The 18,634-nt window shown below is 49.8% G+C and carries 20 protein-coding genes; 18 read left to right on the top strand and 2 right to left on the bottom strand.

What is annotated here, in order from left to right:
* Positions 1-71 precede the first annotated feature (71 nt).
* From clpC to pssA, 4 genes are all read left to right on the top strand, one after another.
* Positions 72-2,528, top strand: a complete 2,457-nt coding sequence (gene clpC / locus NYE54_RS30775) for an ATP-dependent protease ATP-binding subunit ClpC (RefSeq protein ID WP_076326245.1) — start codon at positions 72-74, stop codon at positions 2,526-2,528.
* Between the two features lie 548 nt (positions 2,529-3,076).
* Positions 3,077-4,444, top strand: coding sequence for a DNA repair protein RadA (gene radA / locus NYE54_RS30770; RefSeq protein WP_009594669.1), 1,368 nt, complete (start codon positions 3,077-3,079; stop codon positions 4,442-4,444).
* A 13-nt stretch (positions 4,445-4,457) separates the two neighbouring features.
* The gene (gene disA, locus NYE54_RS30765; protein ID WP_076326243.1) at positions 4,458-5,534 is read left to right on the top strand and encodes a DNA integrity scanning diadenylate cyclase DisA; all 1,077 of its coding nucleotides are present in this window, start codon (positions 4,458-4,460) and stop codon (positions 5,532-5,534) included.
* 51 nt (positions 5,535-5,585) lie between these two features.
* On the top strand, positions 5,586-6,320 hold the full coding sequence (gene pssA / locus NYE54_RS30760; protein ID WP_339268341.1) for a CDP-diacylglycerol--serine O-phosphatidyltransferase: 735 nt from the start codon (positions 5,586-5,588) through the stop codon (positions 6,318-6,320).
* Between the two features lie 122 nt (positions 6,321-6,442).
* Here the strand turns inward: pssA and NYE54_RS30755 are convergent, their stop codons facing one another.
* Positions 6,443-6,838, bottom strand: coding sequence for a DUF1573 domain-containing protein (locus NYE54_RS30755; protein WP_076326241.1), 396 nt, complete (start codon positions 6,836-6,838; stop codon positions 6,443-6,445).
* Between the two features lie 385 nt (positions 6,839-7,223).
* On the opposite strand from NYE54_RS30755, the gene NYE54_RS30750 reads away from it, so the two are divergent.
* The 4 genes from NYE54_RS30750 to gltX all read left to right on the top strand — a co-directional run bounded on the left by NYE54_RS30750 (position 7,224) and on the right by gltX (position 11,103).
* Positions 7,224-8,312, top strand: coding sequence for a PIN/TRAM domain-containing protein (locus tag NYE54_RS30750; RefSeq protein ID WP_339268339.1), 1,089 nt, complete (start codon positions 7,224-7,226; stop codon positions 8,310-8,312).
* A 77-nt stretch (positions 8,313-8,389) separates the two neighbouring features.
* Positions 8,390-9,085, top strand: a complete 696-nt coding sequence (gene ispD, locus NYE54_RS30745; protein ID WP_339268337.1) for a 2-C-methyl-D-erythritol 4-phosphate cytidylyltransferase — start codon at positions 8,390-8,392, stop codon at positions 9,083-9,085.
* The gene (ispF, locus tag NYE54_RS30740) at positions 9,082-9,570 is read left to right on the top strand and encodes a 2-C-methyl-D-erythritol 2,4-cyclodiphosphate synthase (RefSeq protein WP_339268335.1); all 489 of its coding nucleotides are present in this window, start codon (positions 9,082-9,084) and stop codon (positions 9,568-9,570) included. The genes ispD and ispF overlap by 4 nt, the downstream gene beginning before the upstream one ends.
* Positions 9,571-9,639: 69 nt before the next feature.
* Positions 9,640-11,103, top strand: a complete 1,464-nt coding sequence (gene gltX, locus NYE54_RS30735) for a glutamate--tRNA ligase (protein ID WP_339268333.1) — start codon at positions 9,640-9,642, stop codon at positions 11,101-11,103.
* A gap of 240 nt (positions 11,104-11,343) precedes the next feature.
* Here gltX and NYE54_RS30730 read toward each other — a convergent pair whose 3' ends face one another.
* Positions 11,344-11,595, bottom strand: coding sequence for a hypothetical protein (locus NYE54_RS30730; protein WP_339268331.1), 252 nt, complete (start codon positions 11,593-11,595; stop codon positions 11,344-11,346).
* A gap of 181 nt (positions 11,596-11,776) precedes the next feature.
* On the opposite strand from NYE54_RS30730, the gene cysE reads away from it, so the two are divergent.
* The 10 genes from cysE to rplK all read left to right on the top strand — a co-directional run bounded on the left by cysE (position 11,777) and on the right by rplK (position 18,575).
* Entirely contained in the window at positions 11,777-12,466 is a 690-nt protein-coding gene (cysE, locus tag NYE54_RS30725) for a serine O-acetyltransferase (RefSeq protein ID WP_076326261.1), read from the top strand.
* A 58-nt stretch (positions 12,467-12,524) separates the two neighbouring features.
* Positions 12,525-13,931, top strand: coding sequence for a cysteine--tRNA ligase (gene cysS / locus NYE54_RS30720; protein ID WP_098749107.1), 1,407 nt, complete (start codon positions 12,525-12,527; stop codon positions 13,929-13,931).
* Entirely contained in the window at positions 13,928-14,371 is a 444-nt protein-coding gene (locus NYE54_RS30715; RefSeq protein WP_339268328.1) for a Mini-ribonuclease 3, read from the top strand. The genes cysS and NYE54_RS30715 overlap by 4 nt, the downstream gene beginning before the upstream one ends.
* A gap of 87 nt (positions 14,372-14,458) precedes the next feature.
* Positions 14,459-15,211, top strand: coding sequence for a 23S rRNA (guanosine(2251)-2'-O)-methyltransferase RlmB (gene rlmB, locus NYE54_RS30710; protein ID WP_076326234.1), 753 nt, complete (start codon positions 14,459-14,461; stop codon positions 15,209-15,211).
* Between the two features lie 5 nt (positions 15,212-15,216).
* Entirely contained in the window at positions 15,217-15,735 is a 519-nt protein-coding gene (locus NYE54_RS30705) for an NYN domain-containing protein (protein ID WP_076326260.1), read from the top strand.
* 205 nt (positions 15,736-15,940) lie between these two features.
* Entirely contained in the window at positions 15,941-16,585 is a 645-nt protein-coding gene (gene sigH / locus NYE54_RS30700; RefSeq protein WP_006212942.1) for an RNA polymerase sporulation sigma factor SigH, read from the top strand.
* Positions 16,586-17,158: 573 nt separating this feature from the next.
* Positions 17,159-17,308 (top strand): 50S ribosomal protein L33, encoded by a 150-nt coding sequence (rpmG, locus tag NYE54_RS30695; protein ID WP_006212941.1) that lies wholly within the window; start codon positions 17,159-17,161, stop codon positions 17,306-17,308.
* A 24-nt stretch (positions 17,309-17,332) separates the two neighbouring features.
* Complete coding sequence (gene secE / locus NYE54_RS30690; RefSeq protein ID WP_006212940.1) at positions 17,333-17,524, top strand: preprotein translocase subunit SecE; 192 nt, start codon at positions 17,333-17,335, stop codon at positions 17,522-17,524.
* Between the two features lie 21 nt (positions 17,525-17,545).
* Positions 17,546-18,079, top strand: a complete 534-nt coding sequence (gene nusG, locus NYE54_RS30685; protein ID WP_006212939.1) for a transcription termination/antitermination protein NusG — start codon at positions 17,546-17,548, stop codon at positions 18,077-18,079.
* 70 nt (positions 18,080-18,149) lie between these two features.
* Positions 18,150-18,575, top strand: coding sequence for a 50S ribosomal protein L11 (gene rplK / locus NYE54_RS30680; RefSeq protein ID WP_076326233.1), 426 nt, complete (start codon positions 18,150-18,152; stop codon positions 18,573-18,575).
* Positions 18,576-18,634 lie beyond the last annotated feature (59 nt).

The raw sequence follows: 18,634 nt of genomic DNA, 5'->3' as shown, positions 1-18,634 counted from the left end.
GTCCTATAGCTGACTATACACCGAAATCCGCGAGGTTCAATATATTAATTGAAACGTGGAGGTGCAATACTATGATGTTTGGCAGATTTACGGAACGTGCACAAAAGGTGCTTGCATTGGCTCAGGAAGAAGCGGTACGTCTGGGTCACAACAATATCGGCACAGAACATATCCTGCTAGGACTTATTCGTGAAGGAGACGGCATTGCAGCCAAAGCGCTGATCGGACTTGGACTTGGTCTTGAGAAAATTCAGGATGAAGTCGAAACATTAATCGGACGCGGACAAGAGCAGCCTACCAACATTGCTTATACGCCTAGAGCGAAAAAAGTAATTGAGCTCTCCATGGACGAAGCTCGCAAGCTTGGTCATACCTACGTAGGTACTGAGCATATTCTGCTGGGGCTGATTCGTGAAGGTGAAGGGGTTGCAGCACGCGTGCTGAACAACCTGGGCATTAGCCTGAACAAAGCCCGCCAGCAAGTACTGCAGCTGCTCGGCAGCAGCGAAGCGGTATCGAGCCATCATGGCACGCCGCAAAACGTAAGCACGCCTACACTGGACAGTCTCGCTCGCGATCTGACCGCCATTGCCAAAGAAGGCAATCTGGATCCAGTCATTGGACGCAGCAAAGAAATTGAGCGCGTGATTCAGGTACTGAGCCGCCGTACGAAGAACAACCCGGTGTTGATTGGTGAACCAGGGGTAGGTAAGACGGCGATTGCGGAAGGCCTGGCACAACGCATCATTAACAATGAAATTCCGGAGACACTGCGCGACAAACGCGTCATGACGCTGGATATGGGCTCAGTTGTTGCGGGTACGAAATACCGCGGCGAGTTTGAGGATCGCCTGAAAAAAATTATGGATGAGATTCGTCAAGCGGGCAACATCGTTCTGTTCATCGATGAGCTGCATACTTTGATCGGCGCAGGCGGTGCAGAAGGTGCCATCGACGCTTCCAACATTCTTAAGCCATCATTGGCACGCGGAGAACTTCAGTGCATCGGAGCAACCACACTGGATGAATACCGCAAATATATTGAAAAAGATGCTGCCCTCGAGCGCCGTTTCCAACCGATTACGGTGGACCAACCGTCGCCGGAGGAAGCCATTCAGATTCTGTATGGACTGCGTGACCGTTACGAAGCGCATCACCGCGTGAAAATTACGGATGAAGCGATCGAGCAGGCTGTGAAATTGTCCGACCGCTACATTACGGACCGCTTCCTGCCGGATAAAGCGATTGACCTGATTGACGAGGCCGGTTCGAAAGTTCGCCTTCATACGTATACCATACCGCCAAATCTGAAAGATCAAGAAGCGCATCTGGAGGACATCCGCAAAGAGAAGGACGCAGCTGTCCAAAGCCAGGAATTCGAGAAAGCTGCAGCGCTGCGCGATACGGAGCAGAAGCTGCGTGAAGAGCTTGAAATTACGAAGAATCAATGGAAAGAAAAACAAGGACGTACCGATTCCGAGGTAACTCCGGAGGATATCGCCGACGTTGTAGCCAACTGGACTGGCATTCCTGTAAATAAACTGAAAGAAGAAGAGACCGAGCGTCTTCTGAATCTGGAAGAAATTCTGCACAGCCGGGTGATCGGTCAAGAGGAAGCGGTCAAAGCGGTCAGCCGTGCGGTTCGCCGGGCACGTGCAGGACTGAAAGATCCGAAGCGTCCAATGGGCTCCTTCATCTTCCTGGGTCCTACCGGGGTAGGTAAAACCGAGCTGGCACGCGCCCTTGCGGAAGCGATGTTCGGAGATGAGAATGCGGTTGTGCGGATCGATATGTCCGAGTACATGGAGAAGCATTCCACATCACGTCTCGTCGGAGCGCCTCCGGGATATGTCGGCTATGAAGAAGGCGGTCAGCTGACCGAGAAGGTACGCCGCAAACCATATTCCGTTGTGCTGCTTGATGAAATCGAAAAGGCACACCCTGAGGTATTCAACATCTTGCTTCAGGTGCTGGAAGACGGACGCTTGACCGACTCCAAGGGCCGCGTGGTGGACTTCCGCAACACCCTGATCATCCTGACCTCCAACGTGGGAGCGGAAGCCATCAAGAAGAACTCTACGCTTGGCTTTACTGCAGTGACGGATGCAGGTCGCGATTATAACAACATGAAAGGCAAAGTGATGGATGAGCTCAAGAAGAGCTTCCGTCCGGAGTTCTTGAACCGGATTGACGAGATCATCGTGTTCCACTCATTGGAAGAGAAACACATTGCCCAAATCGTGACATTGATGTCCGACGAGCTGCGTAAACGTCTGAAGGAATTCGAGGTGCATTTCGAGCTCACAGACAAAGCGAAGGCTTTCATTGCGAAGGAAGGATACGATCCGGCCTTCGGTGCCCGCCCACTGCGCCGGGCTATCCAGAAGCACATCGAGGATCGCCTCTCCGAGGAGCTGCTGAAAGGTACTGTGGCCAAGGGTGACTCGCTCACCATTGATGAGGCAAATGGCGAGCTGGTTGTACACAAGAACGAGAGCGTCACTGCCGCATCAGCCGAAACGGAATAAGTGTAACTTCAACCCCCGTTGGATTAAAACCAGCGGGGGTTTTTGATTTTAATGTTAATGGAAGATGAAGGTTTTGTATGGGGCAGAGACTTGGATGCTCAGAAGTCAGTGAATGCAATGACCAAGGCTGTTTTATCGATAAAATAATTAGGCATATGGATGAAAAGCGAATTAAGAAAACAACCCTCATGTATCAACCCAGCGGAGAGGACGGAATCGTTCTGAAGAAGCGACAGCGTTCGCCTTTAAAACCGGGAAACCACCATAATATCAATTCCAGTTTCCTGGTTTTAACAGCGATCGTAAGAACGATCCGGCAGCGAAGCGGACATGTGTGGTTTACATGTATTATGTTTGATAAATTGCAGCAAAAATAATGTCGTTCTGCCCCGGACCCTTCAAATTTGAAACAAATCCTTCTCATCTCGCGTAAAGTTTCCAATTAACCTTTACGCCCAATTATAAGAAATGGTAAACTTTGAGTAATGCCTGATTTTGCAGGGTTTTACGAAATCCGACAAATGATGTGCGACATAAAGGAGACTCACATGGCAAAAACTAAAACGAAATTTTTCTGTACCGAGTGCGGCTATGAAGCGCCTAAATGGTTCGGAAAATGTCCGGGCTGCCAATCATGGAACTCCATGGTAGAAGAGACCGAGACGGTAATCAAGACGCAGGGGATGAATTCCCCTCTTTTTCATAGTAAAGAAAAACCCCTTTCGATCATAAATATAGAAAGCGGTAAAGAACCCAGAATCCAGACGGGCATTGCGGAATTGAACCGCGTGCTCGGCGGCGGGCTTGTTCCGGGCTCGCTGGTGTTAGTCGGCGGTGACCCCGGCATCGGCAAATCCACGCTGCTGCTGCAAGCCTCCAATCGATTGGCCCAGAACGGCATTCGCGTTCTGTACATTTCCGGTGAGGAATCCGTACGCCAGACCAAACTGCGTGCAGATCGGCTCGGGGCGCTGTCTCCGGAGCTGTTTGTCCTGTGTGAAACCAATCTGGAATCGATTGAGGAAGCCATTGAGAACGTGCAACCTGGCTTTGTTGTCATTGACTCCATTCAGACGGTGTATTTGCCGGAGGTAACCAGTGCGCCTGGCAGCGTTTCCCAGGTGCGGGAGTGTACGGCACGCTTCATGCGATTGGCGAAGGTGAAGGGCATAGCGACCGTCCTGGTCGGTCATGTGACCAAGGAAGGCGCTATTGCTGGCCCAAGGATGCTGGAGCACATGGTGGACTGTGTGCTTTATTTTGAAGGAGAGCGTCACCATACTTACCGTTTGCTTCGTGCGGTAAAGAACCGTTTCGGTTCGACGAATGAGATTGGCATTTTTGAGATGGGTGAGGACGGACTTCGGGAAGTCGGGAATCCATCGGAACTGTTTTTATCTGAACGGCCCTTAGGGGTAGCCGGTTCGACCGTTGTTGCAAGCATGGAGGGAACTCGTCCGGTTCTGGTCGAGCTGCAGGCGCTCATCTCCACAACCCACTTCCCGTCCCCGCGCCGGATGGGCACAGGGGTGGACCACCACCGCATGAATCTGATCATTGCCGTGCTGGAGAAACGGATGGGCATGTACCTGCAAACGCAAGACGCCTATCTGAATGTTGCCGGCGGCGTGAAGCTCGATGAGCCAGCGGTGGATTTGGCCATAGCGGTTAGCATTGCATCCAGCTTCCGCGACATTCCGACCAAGCCGTATGATGTCATCTTTGGCGAGGTTGGTCTGACCGGCGAGGTTCGTGCCGTTTCCAGAGCGGAACAAAGGGTAAGGGAAGCCGAGAAGCTGGGCTTTAAGCGCGTACTCATGCCGGAGAAGAGTTTAAAGGGATGGAAGCATCCGAAAGGAATACAAATTATAGGAGTAAACACCGTTGCAGATGCATTAGCGGTTGCGTTAGATTAGGGGGCATACGAAGGTGAAAGAAACGAGCCAACTGGACAAAATGAATGATTTGCTAAAGCTGGTAGCACCGGGAACGCCGTTTCGCGACGGACTGGAGAACGTGCTGCGGGCAAAGACGGGCGCCCTGATCGTTGTGGGCTACAGCCCGGAAGTAATGGAAGTTGTTGACGGCGGCTTCTCCATTAACTGCGATTTTTCGCCAAACTATTTATACGAGCTGGCCAAGATGGACGGGGCCATCATCCTGAGTGAAGACTTGAAACGTATCTTATATGCGAATACCCAGTTGATTCCGGATTCTTCGATCTCTTCCATCGAGACGGGGATACGGCACAGAACAGCGGAGCGGGTAGCGAAACAGACAGGCAAGCTGGTTGTGTCCATCTCGCAGCGCCGAAACATTATTACGCTGTATCAAGGATCGCTGCGGTATGCATTGAAGGAAATCGGCGTAATCTTAACCAAGGCGAATCAGGCTATACAGACCTTGGAGCGATACCGAGTGGTGCTTAATCAATCGCTTACCAACCTCTCGGCATCTGAATTTGAAGAATTGGTCACCATTCCGGAAGTCGTGAATGTGATTCAGCGCGTCGAGATGGTGCTCCGCATCAAGAAGGAGATCAAGCGCTATATCAACGAGCTCGGCAACGAAGGTCGTTTGATCAGCATGCAGATGGATGAGCTTGTAAGCAACATAGAGGAAGAGGCTTGGCTGCTGTATGCGGACTATGCCCGGGAGTACAGCGAGGAGAAGATCCGCGAGATCATTCTTGCGTTGAAGCGTTCAACGGATGAGGAACTGCTGGACATTCATCATATTGTAAGGCTTCTTGGCTATCCGGCTTCCGCCGCTGCTTCAGAGGAAGAAATACTGCCGCGTGGTTACCGGATTTTGAACAAAATCCCGCGCCTTCCGAATGTGATCGTACGTAATCTGGTCGACCAGTTCCATGATTTATCCAGCATTATGATCGCTTCCATCCATGAACTTGATGAAGTGGACGGGATTGGTGAAGTTCGCGCACGGACCATTAAAGAAGGCCTGAAACGATTGCAAGAACAAGTATTTATTGACAGACAAATCTAAAAGACCTACAATCGATGTTCGTACGTAACATTAATGAGGTGAATAAAAAAAATGACGAAATCAATTCCGAATATGTTTACTTTAGGTAATCTGTTTCTCGGAATGATTGGTATCATCTTGGCGACGGAAGGTCGAACGAGTATGGCCGCCATAATGATTATCATTGCCATGCTTCTTGATGGACTGGACGGTCGGGTAGCTCGGGCATTGAATGCCCAAAGCGAGCTCGGCAAGGAACTTGACTCATTATCCGATGTAATATCATTTGGCGTAGCACCGGCACTCATTATGTATACCGTAGCGTTTACGGATATTAATACAGCACTGGCTTGGACAGTGACCGCCATATTTCCGATGTGCGGCGCATTGCGTCTTGCAAGATTTAATGTTCGTCCGGGCATACCGGGATATTTTATCGGCCTGCCGATCCCCGCTGCGGGAGGCGTGCTGGCAACCTTGGCGTTATTTCATGAAGAGATTACAGCAACTTATATGATTATTGCCGTACTTCTACTTTCTTACCTCATGGTTAGCGCAGTCAAGTATCCGAACTTCAAGAAGATTGGCATTCCGAAAACAGCGATTAAATTTACACCGCTCGTCATCATTGGCGCAGTCATGGTTGCCGTGTTCTTACCAGAGCAGACCTCCAAGCTGATATTCTTGCCATTGGTCCTGTACGCAGGTTATGGCTTGCAACAGAATTTCCGCAGGCTGAACCGCAAAAAACGTCGTAAAAAGGATGATCCCAAATCAGATGAGGCCTTTCAATCCTCTGACCGATAGGACAGATTTGTGACATAATCCAAATAAAAAGCATTTATTTCCCTGCTAGCGCAGCGAGATAAATGCTTTTTTTGTATGCATGGAGTACCTTGCCGTTACGAACCGTTTTCATGTTAGCGGCTTTACGACAGGTTGAAAATACCCAATGTGGAGCATTTCTGCGACTCCTTGTCAACAACCTCATCCAGTTGAATGTCCAGAAGATTCGCAAGAGCAGACATATAAAATAGGTTGCGGCCAAGCTCGGTGCTTACCGCTTCACGGCAATTCTCGCACAGATGGCCTTCGACGTGCGTGCCAGCTAATTCCCGGGCTGATTCGAGATCAGCGCCCATATCGAAGGATTGCTTTGTGGCGTGGAGCTCGATGCATCCGCATTCTGTGATGGCCTTGGTTACGGCCCGGTTGACTGAAGCATTGCTTTGACCATTTTTAGACAGAACATCCAAGAGACTGCGGTGACGGAGCAACAATTCGGAAACTTGGTCCTGAAAAGCCTGTAAACTAGGAGCGCTCATTTATACATCCACCTCGATATTATGAATTGAGTTCATTATATTCCACTACTTCAGGCGATTTCAACCAATTTCAGGTGTCCGAAGGCGGTCAATTCCATTTGTGAGGTTGATGTAAGTACACGTCAAAGCCTGATGGGGGTAGGCAAAACCGGTAGGATATGGGGATATGGAAATAGGATAAAAAAGCGTCAATAGGCGCACTTTTACAGAAGATAGACTGCATATTTGAGGATGTTTTTCTTACGATTATCCAATTCATTTGGATTCACTGAAAACTTTTATCTTAAAAAAGATGGGTCGGCACGATTACGACTTTATAAATTGGACCATACTGGAAAATAGAAGCAAAGATATTTATGTATAAAAAGGAGGTGTGCGGAAGCTCATGGTAAAAAAAGCTATTTTAGCATTTACAGTATTATGCGGAGCATGGGGCGGGTATACGTTATATCATACAATGGAACGGTCTTTCTTAGAGCTCTCGCCTATTTTTGGACAAGGTTTATTTGCAGCGGGAAGCGGAGCCTTCGCGGTGCTTGGAGGATTATTGTTTGGCATGATCGGCGTGCTGTCAGCGGATCGGGTAACGAGATGGCTGCACAGCCTGATCTCTTCGTTCTCCCGGATTCCGATGAATGAGCTGGCTGCGGGTACTGCCGGACTGTTGAGCGGCCTGCTGCTGTCTGTATTGCTGTCACCAGGGTTGTCCTTGCTCGGACAAGCAGGGCAGCTGCTCCAGGTTGGCATTACGCTGCTCGGTGGTTACATCGGGTTTCGCATTGGACTGGAAAAGAAGGATGAACTGGCTTCTCTATGGATGTCGGGCAAGTGGAGTCAAGCTGCTGAGCCTGAGGGCCGGCGCATAGAGGAACATAAAATTTTGGATACGAGTGTCATCATTGACGGGAGAATTGCAGATATTTGCAAGACCGGATTTATCGAAGGAACGATTGTCATACCTGAGTTTGTTCTGGAGGAGCTTCAGCATATTGCGGATTCCTCAGACCTTCTTAAGCGAAATCGCGGCCGGCGGGGTCTTGATATTTTGAACAAAATCCAGAAAGAGCTGGACGTCAAGGTGCTCATTTATGAAGGGGACTTTGAGGAAATATCCGAAGTCGACAGCAAGCTGGTGAAACTGGCCAAAGTGCTTCAAGGCAAAGTGGTCACGAATGATTTCAACTTGAATAAGGTATGTGAGCTGCAGGGTGTGTCGGTACTGAACATTAATGATCTCGCCAACGCGGTGAAGCCGGTGGTTCTGCCAGGGGAGGAAATTCTGGTACAGATTATCAAGGACGGCAAGGAGCATGGTCAAGGCGTCGCTTATTTGGATGACGGCACGATGATCGTCGTGGAAGGCGGTCGCGAGTACATCGGCACGATGATGGAGGTGCTCGTTACCAGCGTACTGCAAACCTCGGCGGGCCGGATGATCTTCGCGAAACCAAAACTGTTGGAAAAAGCCCAGTAAAGGGGTATGATGGGGATATACATATCCGCTATTCGTCCGTTTGGGACGTGTTGGGTGAGACAGGAGTTTGGTGCTTGATGAGTAACTTCGGCGCTGTTATTGTAGCGGCGGGAAAAGGAACGAGGATGGGCACCCGGGAGAGCAAGCAGTACTTGGCTCTGAATGGAAAGCCCATTATCGTTCATACGCTTGAAGCATTCAGCCGGATACCATGGCTGCAGGAAATTGTGCTTGTGACGGGGATAGAGGATGTCCCTCGCTGCGAATCCTGGATTCAGGAATACAGTTTGAACAAGGTGTCCGCTGTAATCCCCGGGGGAAGCGAGAGGCAGCAGTCCGTATACCAGGGCATCAAGCAAATTTCTTCAGAGTGGGTAATGATACATGACGGCGTAAGGCCGTTTGTAACGCAAGAGGAAATTGAAGCCTGCCGCGATGCGGCAATCCGTGAGGGCGCCTCGGTACTTGGGGTCCCCGTGAAGGATACGATTAAACAGGTGAACGGTAAGGGGCTGATTACAGGCACCCCCGACCGTCAAAGTCTGTGGGCCGTCCAGACCCCACAGGCTTTTCGTCTTTCCGACTTGCTGTCTGCACATGAGGCTGCTGCGAAGGATGGGTTTACAGGCACTGACGATGCCATGCTGATGGAGCGAGCAGGACATCCGGTAACCGTGGTGGAGGGGAAATACAGCAATATTAAGATCACCACACCGGAGGATCTGGAATATGCAGCTTTTTTACAGAAACGTAAGGGAGAGGACATGGGATGATTCGAGTAGGACAGGGGTTTGACGTACATCAGCTCGTAGAAGGAAGGCCGTGCATCATCGGAGGCGTCACGATTCCTTATGACAAGGGGCTTCTCGGGCACTCCGATGCCGACGTGCTGCTGCACGCCGTAACGGACGCGATTTTGGGAGCGCTTGGGCTTGGCGACATTGGTCGTCACTTTCCCGATAACGATCCTGCCTTTAAAGACGCCGACAGCCTGAAGCTTTTGGAACAGGTATGGGTCATGGCGAAGGAACGCGGGTATACACTTGGTAATATCGATTCTACGATAATTGCACAGAAGCCGAAGATGGCACCATATATTCCGCAAATGGCGGAAGTGATCGCCAAAGCGCTGGATGCCGAGGTGGATCAGGTTAACGTGAAGGCGACCACCACCGAGCAGCTCGGGTTTGCTGGCAGGGGCGAAGGTATCGCCGCGCAATCGGTTGTCTGCCTCGTAAAAGGTATGCTATCATCTTGAAGTATGTGTTCAATAAGGGAGTTTTTTGAGCGAGGAATCTTGAAAGAATAGGGAAGCGGAGGGGTTACAATGACCGGAGAAGTCCGCGTGCGCTATGCACCGAGTCCAACGGGACATTTACATATCGGCAATGCCAGAACGGCATTATTCAATTATTTATTTGCCCGCAAGAACAACGGGAAATTCATTATCCGCATCGAGGATACAGATGTAAAACGCAACGTAGAAGGCGGAGAGCAAAGCCAGCTGAAATACTTGAAGTGGCTGGGTATGGACTGGGATGAGAGCGTGGATGTCGGAGGCGAGTACGGACCTTATCGCCAGACCGAGCGTCTTGATATTTATAAAGAGTATTGGCAGGACCTTCTGGATCGCGGGCTTGCTTACCGCTGCTATTGCACGGAGGAAGAGCTGGAGCAGGAGCGGGAAGAGCAGATGGCTCGCGGCGAAACACCGCGCTATTCCGGGAAGCACCGGGATTTGACGGAAGAGCAGCGTCAGGCACTTGAGGCTGAAGGTCGTGTGGCCAGCATCCGCTTCCGCGTTCCAGAAGATCGTATCTACACGTTCGATGATATGGTGAAGGGCACGATTTCGTTTAACAGCAAAGAGACGGGCGACTTCGTCATCGTTAAAAAAGACGGCATTCCTACCTACAATTTCGCTGTAGCTTTGGACGATCATCTGATGAAGATCAGCCATGTGCTCCGCGGGGAGGATCATATCTCCAATACGCCGCGTCAGCTGATGATCTATGAAGCCTTTGGCTGGGAGCCGCCTCAGTTCGGACATATGACCCTGATCGTGGGCGAGGATCATAAGAAGCTGAGCAAGCGTAATGAATCGATTATTCAGTTCATTGAGCAGTATGACCAGCTTGGCTATTTGCCTGAAGCGCTGTTCAACTTCATCTCGCTGCTTGGCTGGTCTCCGGAAGGGGAAGAGGAAGTGTTCTCCCAAGAGCAGTTGATCTCGATCTTTGATGAGCATCGATTATCCAAGAGCCCGGCGGTATTCGATACAAACAAGCTGGCTCATCTGAACAACACGTATATCAAGAATGCGGATCCGGATCGGATTGCCGATCTAGCCATTCCGCATTTGCAGAAAGCCAGTCGCTTGCCGTCCGAGCTTACGGCCGAGCAAGAGGAATGGGCACGCGCGCTCGTGGCGCTCTATCAGGAGCAGTTGACTGCTGCTTCGGATATCGTGGATCTGTCGGAAGTGTTCTTCCGCACACATCTGGAGCTGGATTCCGAAGGGATTGAAGTGATGGGCGGCGAGCAGGTGCCCGCCGTATTGTCGGCATTCCTTGCGAAGATCGAGCAGTCGGATGAGTTTAACGCTCCGAAGATTGCGGCACTGATCAAGGAAGTCCAGAAGGAGACCGGATTTAAGGGCAAACAGCTCTTTATGCCGATCCGCGTAGCCTTGACGGGACAAACTCATGGCCGGGACCTGAACCAGACGATTTGGCTGCTTGGTAAGGATCGTGTGCTTGACCGTTTGCGTTCTCAGATCAAGGGCGCATAATTCGGGCGCTTCTTCGAATAAACGTTCCTTGTCAGCCCGTATATCATCAGTTATAATTACACCAAACTATAAGTGAAATATTCTTTGATCTAGGTTAGGTAGCAACAACTCATACGGAGAAGCAGCGGAGAGGACGGAATTGTGCTGTAGAAGCGAAGCGTTCGCCTTTGTCTTCCGATTTCCACCTATGTGATATCGTTAAAGAAATCGGAAGGCAACAGCGATCGGAAGCACAATCCGTCAGCGCAGCGTTCTATAGAGCGTTGTTTCCTTCACATAGATCAACAAATATAAACGTACAAAAGCTACGATCAGGAGAAGTACGCGTAAAACAGGCACGTTCCAGAGAGGACAATCGGCAGAAGACAAGGACCACTTGAATTTGCCGGCTGAGAGTTGTCCCGTCGCCTGCAGCGGAAATGCACCTGTGAGCTGCATGGTTGAAGCGAACACAATCGTTAGATCATGCCGGTCGTCTGCCGTTAATGACATGAAGAGAATCGGTAGAATCCGTCCCTGACGAAGGGAGGAGGCTTGTGCCGGTTCTAAGCAGAGTGGAACCGCGGTCTAGCGCCTCTGCAGCGATAAGCTGCAGGGGCGTTTTTTATTTACAGGAATAACGATGGATGGCAAGTTGCATGCGCGATTGGAAGAGGGGAAAGAGGGAGCGTTCATGTTTAAACAGATGAAATCGGATATTCGGACAGTGTTCGAGAATGACCCGGCTGCCCGGGGACTTTTTGAAGTGGTATTCACCTACTCGGGGCTTCACGCACTGTGGGCGCACCGGGTAGCTCATGCATTATTTAAGCGGCGATGGTATACGCTGGCCCGGTTGATCTCCCAGTTCAGCCGGTTTATGACAGGGATTGAGATTCATCCGGGAGCCCGTATCGGGCATCGGCTGTTCATAGACCATGGGATGGGGGTTGTCATTGGAGAGACCTGTGAGATTGGGGATGACGTGGTGATCTACCAAGGGGTTACGCTTGGTGGAACCGGTAAGGAGAAAGGCAAGCGGCACCCGACCATCGGCAACAACGTGGTCATCGGATCGGGGGCGAAAGTGCTAGGTTCCTTTACGATTGGGGATAACTGTAACATTGGTTCCAATGCAGTCGTACTAAGACCAGTCCCCCAAAACAGCACCGTTGTCGGCAATCCGGGAAAAATTGTGAAACAGAACGGGGAGCGGGTGCGCGACCGGCTGGATCACACGAATCTGCCCGATCCGATTGTGGATATGCTGCGTTCAATGCAGAAGGAGATCGATCAGCTCCGGGCGGAGCTTCATGAGAGCAAACGAAACCAGCCTAAAGGCATGGTATCCGAGGTCGTTGTGTCTTCGGCCAAAGAAGAGTAAACCCGCAAGCCGTGAAGGAACAATAAGCGATGGAATGAAAGGATTGAGATGATACCTTATGGCACTTCAAATCTATAACACGTTAACCCGTATGAAAGAAACGTTTGTTGCTCAGGAACCTGGAAAGGTAAAGATCTACGTGTGCGGTCCTACCGTGTACGATTATATCCATATCGGGAATGCCCGTCCGATGATCTTTTTCGACGTGGTTCGAGCTTATTTTGAGAATCAGGGTAATGATGTGAATTACGTGGTGAACTTTACGGATGTAGATGACAAAATGATCCGGAAAGCGGAGCAAACCGGTACTACCGTTCCGGAGGTCGCGGATAAGTTTATTAACGCCTATTACGAAGATCTGGACGGTCTCGGTATACCGAGAGCGACATTAAATCCGCGGGTAACGGACAATATGGAGAGCATTATTGAATTTATCCAGGAGCTCATTGACCGCGACTTTGCTTATGAGAACGGGGGAGATGTCTTTTACCGGACCCGCAAATTTGACGATTACGGCAAGCTGTCCCAGCAAAATCTCGATGAGCTGCAATTTGGTATCCGGATTGAAGTGGATAAGCGGAAAGAAAACCCGGAGGACTTCGTGCTATGGAAAGCTGCGAAGCCCGGAGAGATCTACTGGAGCAGCCCTTGGGGCGACGGCCGCCCGGGCTGGCATATTGAGTGCTCCGCCATGGCCCGTCGTTATCTCGGGGATACGCTGGATATCCATGGCGGCGGTCAAGACCTCCAGTTTCCGCACCATGAATGCGAAGTGGCGCAGTCCGAGGCGCTGACAGGCAAACCGCTGGCGAACTATTGGATGCACAATGGTTATATCCGCATCAATAACGAGAAAATGTCGAAATCGCTAGGTAATGGTGTATTGGTTAAGGAACTTCGTGAACAATATACAAAAGAAGCTGTCCGCTATTTCATGTTGTCCACCCACTACCGCAACCCGCTGAATTATAGCGATGAGGTGATGGAGCAGGCACAGAACAGCGTGGAACGTCTGGCGAATGCGGCGGCTAATGTCGAGCATCGATTGAGTACCGCGATCGGTTCGAAGGACGATAACGTAAGCCAGGAAGTTGCGGATAAAATATCGGCCGTCCTTGTCGAATTCCACCAGAAAATGCAGGATGATTTCAACACGCCGGATGCCATCACCGCCATGTTCCAATGGGCCAGCGAGGCGAATCAGCTGCTGAAGGAAGCCTCGATTCCTGCGGCTGACCTGCATGAAGTGCTGCGTGCTTTCAACGAAATGAACGGCGTGCTGCGCATCGTAAATACAGGCACGGATGAATTGCTGGATGAGGAGATTGAAGCTCTGATTGCCGAACGTATCGAAGCCCGGAAGAATAAAAACTGGGCGCGAGCGGATGAAATCCGCGACAAGCTGGCGGACGAAGGCATCGTGCTTGAGGATACGGCGCAAGGTATGCGCTGGCGGCGTAAATGAGCGGGCCTGAGCATCATGATCCCGCGGTAGGCTGGTTCGATTTTCCGCCGTCGAAGCCGGCCCGGTTAATCCCGCCCATCGTGCTTGCCTATATCGGAGATGCCATTTATGAGGTGGCGGTGCGGCAGTTTTTGATATCAAGAGCGAATCTCCGCCCCCATCACTTGCACCGGACAGCAACAGGATTTGTGTCGGCGAAGGCACAGAGCCGAATATTGGCTTATCTGGATCCGGAGCTGACGGAAGAAGAACGCGATGTTGTGCGTCAAGGACGCAATGCCAAATCAGGCAGCATCCCCAAAAATGCCGACGTGCTCGAATATCGGCATGCAACGGCATTTGAGACGCTCGTTGGGTATTTATATTATACGGGGGAGCAGGATCGTCTCCGCGAGCTCATTGGGAAGAGCATCGAGTTTATTGAGGGGTCTGTTAAATAGACCGTCAGGCAATAGAGATCAACATTGAAACGATACAGCCGGTGTTTCTCAAAGGGGACGCCGGCTGATATGCAGGAGGAGACCTACATGTTGCAAGAAGAGGAAGTAGTAGCTGGTAAGCACTCCGTAACGGAAGCGCTCAAATCAGGACGTACGATCAATAAAATATGGATTGCCGAAAATGCGCAAAAACATCTGACCCTGCCGATCATCGCGGAAGCGAAGAAACTGGGCATTGTTATTCAGCATGTGGACAAACGCAAGCTGGATCAGATGGTTCCAGGGGTACAGCATCAAGGCGTGGTTGCCCAAGCGGCACCGTATGCCTATGTGGAAGTGGAAGATTTGCTGAAGGTTGCGGAGGAAAAGGGTGAACCACCTTTCTTGCTGCTGCTTGACGAGATCGAGGATCCGCACAATCTGGGCTCGATTCTCCGTACGGCAGACTGCACGGGTGCTCATGGCGTCATACTGCCTAAGCGCAGATCCGCACAAGTAACGGCAACGGTATCCAAAACATCTGCTGGCGCAGTAGAGTATGTACCCGTAGCCAGAGTGACCAATCTGGGCCAAACCATCGATCAGCTGAAAGAAATGGGCGTGTGGGTTGTCGGGACGGTCGTTGATGCTGTTCAGGAATTGTATGACACTGAAGTTTTTGACGGGCCGGTTGCTATCGTTATCGGTAATGAAAGTAAAGGAATGGGGCGTCTGATCCGTGAAAAATGCGATGTGCTTGTGAAACTGCCGATGGCCGGAAAAATCAACTCGCTTAACGCCTCTGTTGCCGCAGGTGTCGTTATGTACGAAGTGCTTCGCCGTCGCCGCCTTCAAGGTTAGCAATGATGGCCGATTGGCGGGATGTGCTGCTGGTCGACGGTTATAATATGATCGGCGGCTGGCCATATCTTGCGAAGCTCGCCAATAGCAGCATGCATGATGCGCGAGACCTGCTGCTGGAGAAATTAGCGGATTACCAGGCGTATTCCGGCCTCAGAGTCGTGGTGATTTTTGACGCATACCGGGTCCCTGGGCTGGGGAAATCCTACACGCAAGGCAAGGTTCAGGTGTTTTTTACTAAGGAAAAAGAAACCGCAGATGAGTGCATTGAACGACTAGTCGGAGAGTTCAGCCACCGCCGGCGAAAAATTTATGTGGCGACCAGCGATTTAATTGAGCAGCATGTGATTTTTGCTCGGGGAGCACTCAGGTTGTCCGCCCGGGAATTGCTAAACGAAGTGGAACAGAGCGAGCGCGAAGTGAAGCAGAAAATAACGAAAGAGCAGACCAAGAGCCGGAATACACTTGACGGGAAGCTGCCGCCGGATGTGAGACAGATGTTCGAGCGCTGGCGAAGGGAATAGAACTGTTTTACACAATAGGGACGAAAGGTCGGCTCATTTGGAGAATGAAAACGGTATATGAATCTACGGAAAAGTTTACATTAAATGTTATTATCGGTCTATTTTAGGTAGAACGTGGTTGACGGTCTAGTAGACATCATATATACTTGTCATATATTTCAAGAGAGTGACGGGCTACCGTGCGTTCCGGGCCGGAGGGATTCTATTGAGTGTGGACCTCAAGGAAGTCATGTTGTCAGGGTATGATGTGATAAGCGATGAAGACATTGTCGAGGCGGTCCGCGAGGGTGATAGCGGGGCGCTGGAGTATTTGATCAATAAATACCGGAATTTTGTACGTGCTAAAGCCCGCTCCTATTTTCTGATTGGTGCTGACCGGGAAGATATTGTCCAGGAAGGCATGATCGGGCTGTACAAGGCAATTCGTGATTTTAAAGGGGATAAGCTGTCTTCGTTCAAGGCCTTTGCCGAGCTCTGCATTACTAGACAGATCATTACGGCAATTAAGACCGCTACGAGACAGAAGCATATTCCGCTCAATTCGTATGTCTCATTGGACAAGCCGATTTATGATGAGGATTCGGACCGTACACTGTTGGATGTCATTTGTGGCACTGCGGTAAGCGATCCGGAGGAACTGATTATTAATCAAGAGGAATTTGTCGGCCTGGAAGACAAGATGTCAGAAATCTTAAGCGATCTGGAACGGAAAGTCCTGATGCTCTATTTGGACGGTCGATCCTATCAAGAGATTGCGGTAGATTTAAGGCGTCATGTAAAATCGATTGACAATGCACTCCAGCGGGTAAAGCGCAAGCTTGAACGTTATCTGGAAGTCAGGGATAATTAATAGCAAGTGTCGGATAAGAAGCAGAAGGCTCAATCAGAGCCTTTTTTTAATTGCCTGATCGTTTTTTAAATCAGGATGGCCGGCGAAGGATCTCCGTATACTTTGTCGCCATTATTTTTAGTTGGCAGACAGGATAGGACGATAATCAAGGATGTCCATTTTCGCAAAAGCAAAATGTGTAATATTTGGTGTTTCATCTGTTGAAAGATTGAACATACTGGATATAGACTAAATGCTATGCAGGATGGACAAAGACTGTGAAACGCCACAGTTTTTTACAGCGAGGTGTTTACAATATTCCGGGGACGAATTCCCTGGTCTAGCTGGCAATGGCATTTATTGCAGCCCACAATCAGAGAGAAAAAGGCTTGAAATGGCGCTACCCTTGTGATAAAGTGTTTTAGGTAGGCCTAAATTCGCGTGTTTTATGAATGGATCGTTGTTACAGTTTTTGGAACAACGGTTTTATTCATCTCGCAGAAATAACCGAGTTTCGATGAGAACAAGGTTGTTTCTACTAGGATCAATATCGATTCTTCTGACAAAGAAGGACGTCTTCGGGAGGTGCACATCATGCGGGTAATTATCACTTTGGCTTGTACAAGCTGCAAACAAAGAAACTACACAACCACCAAAAACAAGCGAAATCACCCCGACCGCATGGAGATGAAGAAATTTTGCAAGTTCTGTAACGAGCAAACTCCTCATCGCGAAACCAGATAGTTTTCTTTTGGAGGTGTAGTCGGCGTGAAACGTGGTTTCAAGTCTCTGTTTTCCTTTTTCTCTGAAAGCTGGGCGGAACTTAAAAAAGTTCGCTGGCCCAATCGTAAAGAACTGACGAACTATACTTTAATTGTTCTCGGCACCATAGTGTTTGTCACGATTTATTTTTGGGTTGTAGACATCGGCATTTCCGCTGTGATCGAAGCGATAATTTAGAAGGGTCCCAGGTGGCTTGATATGGAAAAAAGATGGTACGTAGTTCATACCTACTCTGGGTATGAGAATAAAGTCAAAGCCAATTTGGAAAAACGTGTCGAGTCCATGGGCATGGAGGACAAAATATTCCGCGTTCTTGTTCCGATGGAAGAAGAAATCGTAAACAAAGACGGCAAGAAAAAAACCGTCATGCGTAAAGTTTACCCGGGATATGTCTTGGTCGAAATGATTCAGACCGATGATTCTTGGTATGTTGTCCGCAATACACCAGGAGTGACCGGTTTTGTTGGTTCGACAGGGTCCGGTTCTAAACCGACGCCTTTGCTTCCAGAAGAAGTAGAACAGATTCTGAAGCATATGGGCATGGAAGAGCCGAAACCGAAGATCGAATTCGACATCAAGGAATCCGTTCGTATCAAGGTTGGTCCTTTTGCGAATTTTGTGGGCTCCGTGGAAGAGATTTTGGCTGAAAAGAGCAAGTTGAAAGTTCACGTCAACATGTTTGGACGGGAAACCCCGCTGGAGTTGGATTATACTCAAGTGGAGAAGATTTAATTCTTCAGGTTTCTTGTGGGAGGCGTATCAAAGCGTCCGCTACCACTATTGATGCAAGGAGGTGTCAACCATGGCTAAGAAAGTTATCAAGATTGTGAAACTGCAGATTCCTGCAGGTAAAGCGAATCCGGCTCCTCCAGTAGGTCCTGCATTGGGTCAAGCGGGTGTCAACATCATGGCATTCTGTAAAGAATTCAACGCACGTACTGCTGATCAAGCTGGTCTGATCATTCCGGTTGAAATTTCGGTGTTTGAAGATCGTTCCTTTACATTCATCACTAAAACTCCACCGGCTGCTGTTCTGCTTCGCGTGGCTGCTAAGATCGAAAAAGGATCCGGCGAGCCTAACAAGAAGAAAGTGGCTACTGTTAAGCGTGACGCTGTTCGTCAAATCGCTGAAACAAAAATGCCTGACCTGAACGCTGCATCTGTTGAAGCTGCAATGAAGATGGTAGAAGGTACTGCCCGTAGTATGGGTATCACAATCGAAGACTAATTGTTTCTCGATTGAAACCGAACGAGGTTCGGATTATGTGGGAGGAATTTCCGCTAACA

Origin of the sequence: Paenibacillus sp. FSL K6-1330 (genome assembly GCF_037976825.1) — a bacterium.
GTDB lineage: Bacteria > Bacillota > Bacilli > Paenibacillales > Paenibacillaceae > Paenibacillus_AQ.
Note: the sequence above shows the minus strand (reverse complement) of the source record. Positions and strands in the feature narration are given on the sequence as shown.

Excerpts from the sequence above, each read along its gene's own strand:
- clpC (WP_076326245.1), top strand. The coding sequence starts at position 72 with ATGATGTTTGGCAGATTTACGGAACGTGCACAAAAGGTGCTTGCATTG.
- radA (WP_009594669.1), top strand. The coding sequence starts at position 3,077 with ATGGCAAAAACTAAAACGAAATTTTTCTGTACCGAGTGCGGCTATGAA.
- pssA (WP_339268341.1), top strand. The coding sequence starts at position 5,586 with ATGACGAAATCAATTCCGAATATGTTTACTTTAGGTAATCTGTTTCTC.
- NYE54_RS30755 (WP_076326241.1), bottom strand. The coding sequence starts at position 6,838 with ATGAGCGCTCCTAGTTTACAGGCTTTTCAGGACCAAGTTTCCGAATTG.
- NYE54_RS30750 (WP_339268339.1), top strand. The coding sequence starts at position 7,224 with ATGGTAAAAAAAGCTATTTTAGCATTTACAGTATTATGCGGAGCATGG.
- ispD (WP_339268337.1), top strand. The coding sequence starts at position 8,390 with ATGAGTAACTTCGGCGCTGTTATTGTAGCGGCGGGAAAAGGAACGAGG.
- ispF (WP_339268335.1), top strand. The coding sequence starts at position 9,082 with ATGATTCGAGTAGGACAGGGGTTTGACGTACATCAGCTCGTAGAAGGA.
- gltX (WP_339268333.1), top strand. The coding sequence starts at position 9,640 with ATGACCGGAGAAGTCCGCGTGCGCTATGCACCGAGTCCAACGGGACAT.
- NYE54_RS30730 (WP_339268331.1), bottom strand. The coding sequence starts at position 11,595 with ATGTCATTAACGGCAGACGACCGGCATGATCTAACGATTGTGTTCGCT.
- cysE (WP_076326261.1), top strand. The coding sequence starts at position 11,777 with ATGTTTAAACAGATGAAATCGGATATTCGGACAGTGTTCGAGAATGAC.
- cysS (WP_098749107.1), top strand. The coding sequence starts at position 12,525 with ATGGCACTTCAAATCTATAACACGTTAACCCGTATGAAAGAAACGTTT.
- NYE54_RS30715 (WP_339268328.1), top strand. The coding sequence starts at position 13,928 with ATGAGCGGGCCTGAGCATCATGATCCCGCGGTAGGCTGGTTCGATTTT.
- rlmB (WP_076326234.1), top strand. The coding sequence starts at position 14,459 with ATGTTGCAAGAAGAGGAAGTAGTAGCTGGTAAGCACTCCGTAACGGAA.
- NYE54_RS30705 (WP_076326260.1), top strand. The coding sequence starts at position 15,217 with ATGGCCGATTGGCGGGATGTGCTGCTGGTCGACGGTTATAATATGATC.
- rpmG (WP_006212941.1), top strand. The coding sequence starts at position 17,159 with ATGCGGGTAATTATCACTTTGGCTTGTACAAGCTGCAAACAAAGAAAC.
- nusG (WP_006212939.1), top strand. The coding sequence starts at position 17,546 with ATGGAAAAAAGATGGTACGTAGTTCATACCTACTCTGGGTATGAGAAT.
- rplK (WP_076326233.1), top strand. The coding sequence starts at position 18,150 with ATGGCTAAGAAAGTTATCAAGATTGTGAAACTGCAGATTCCTGCAGGT.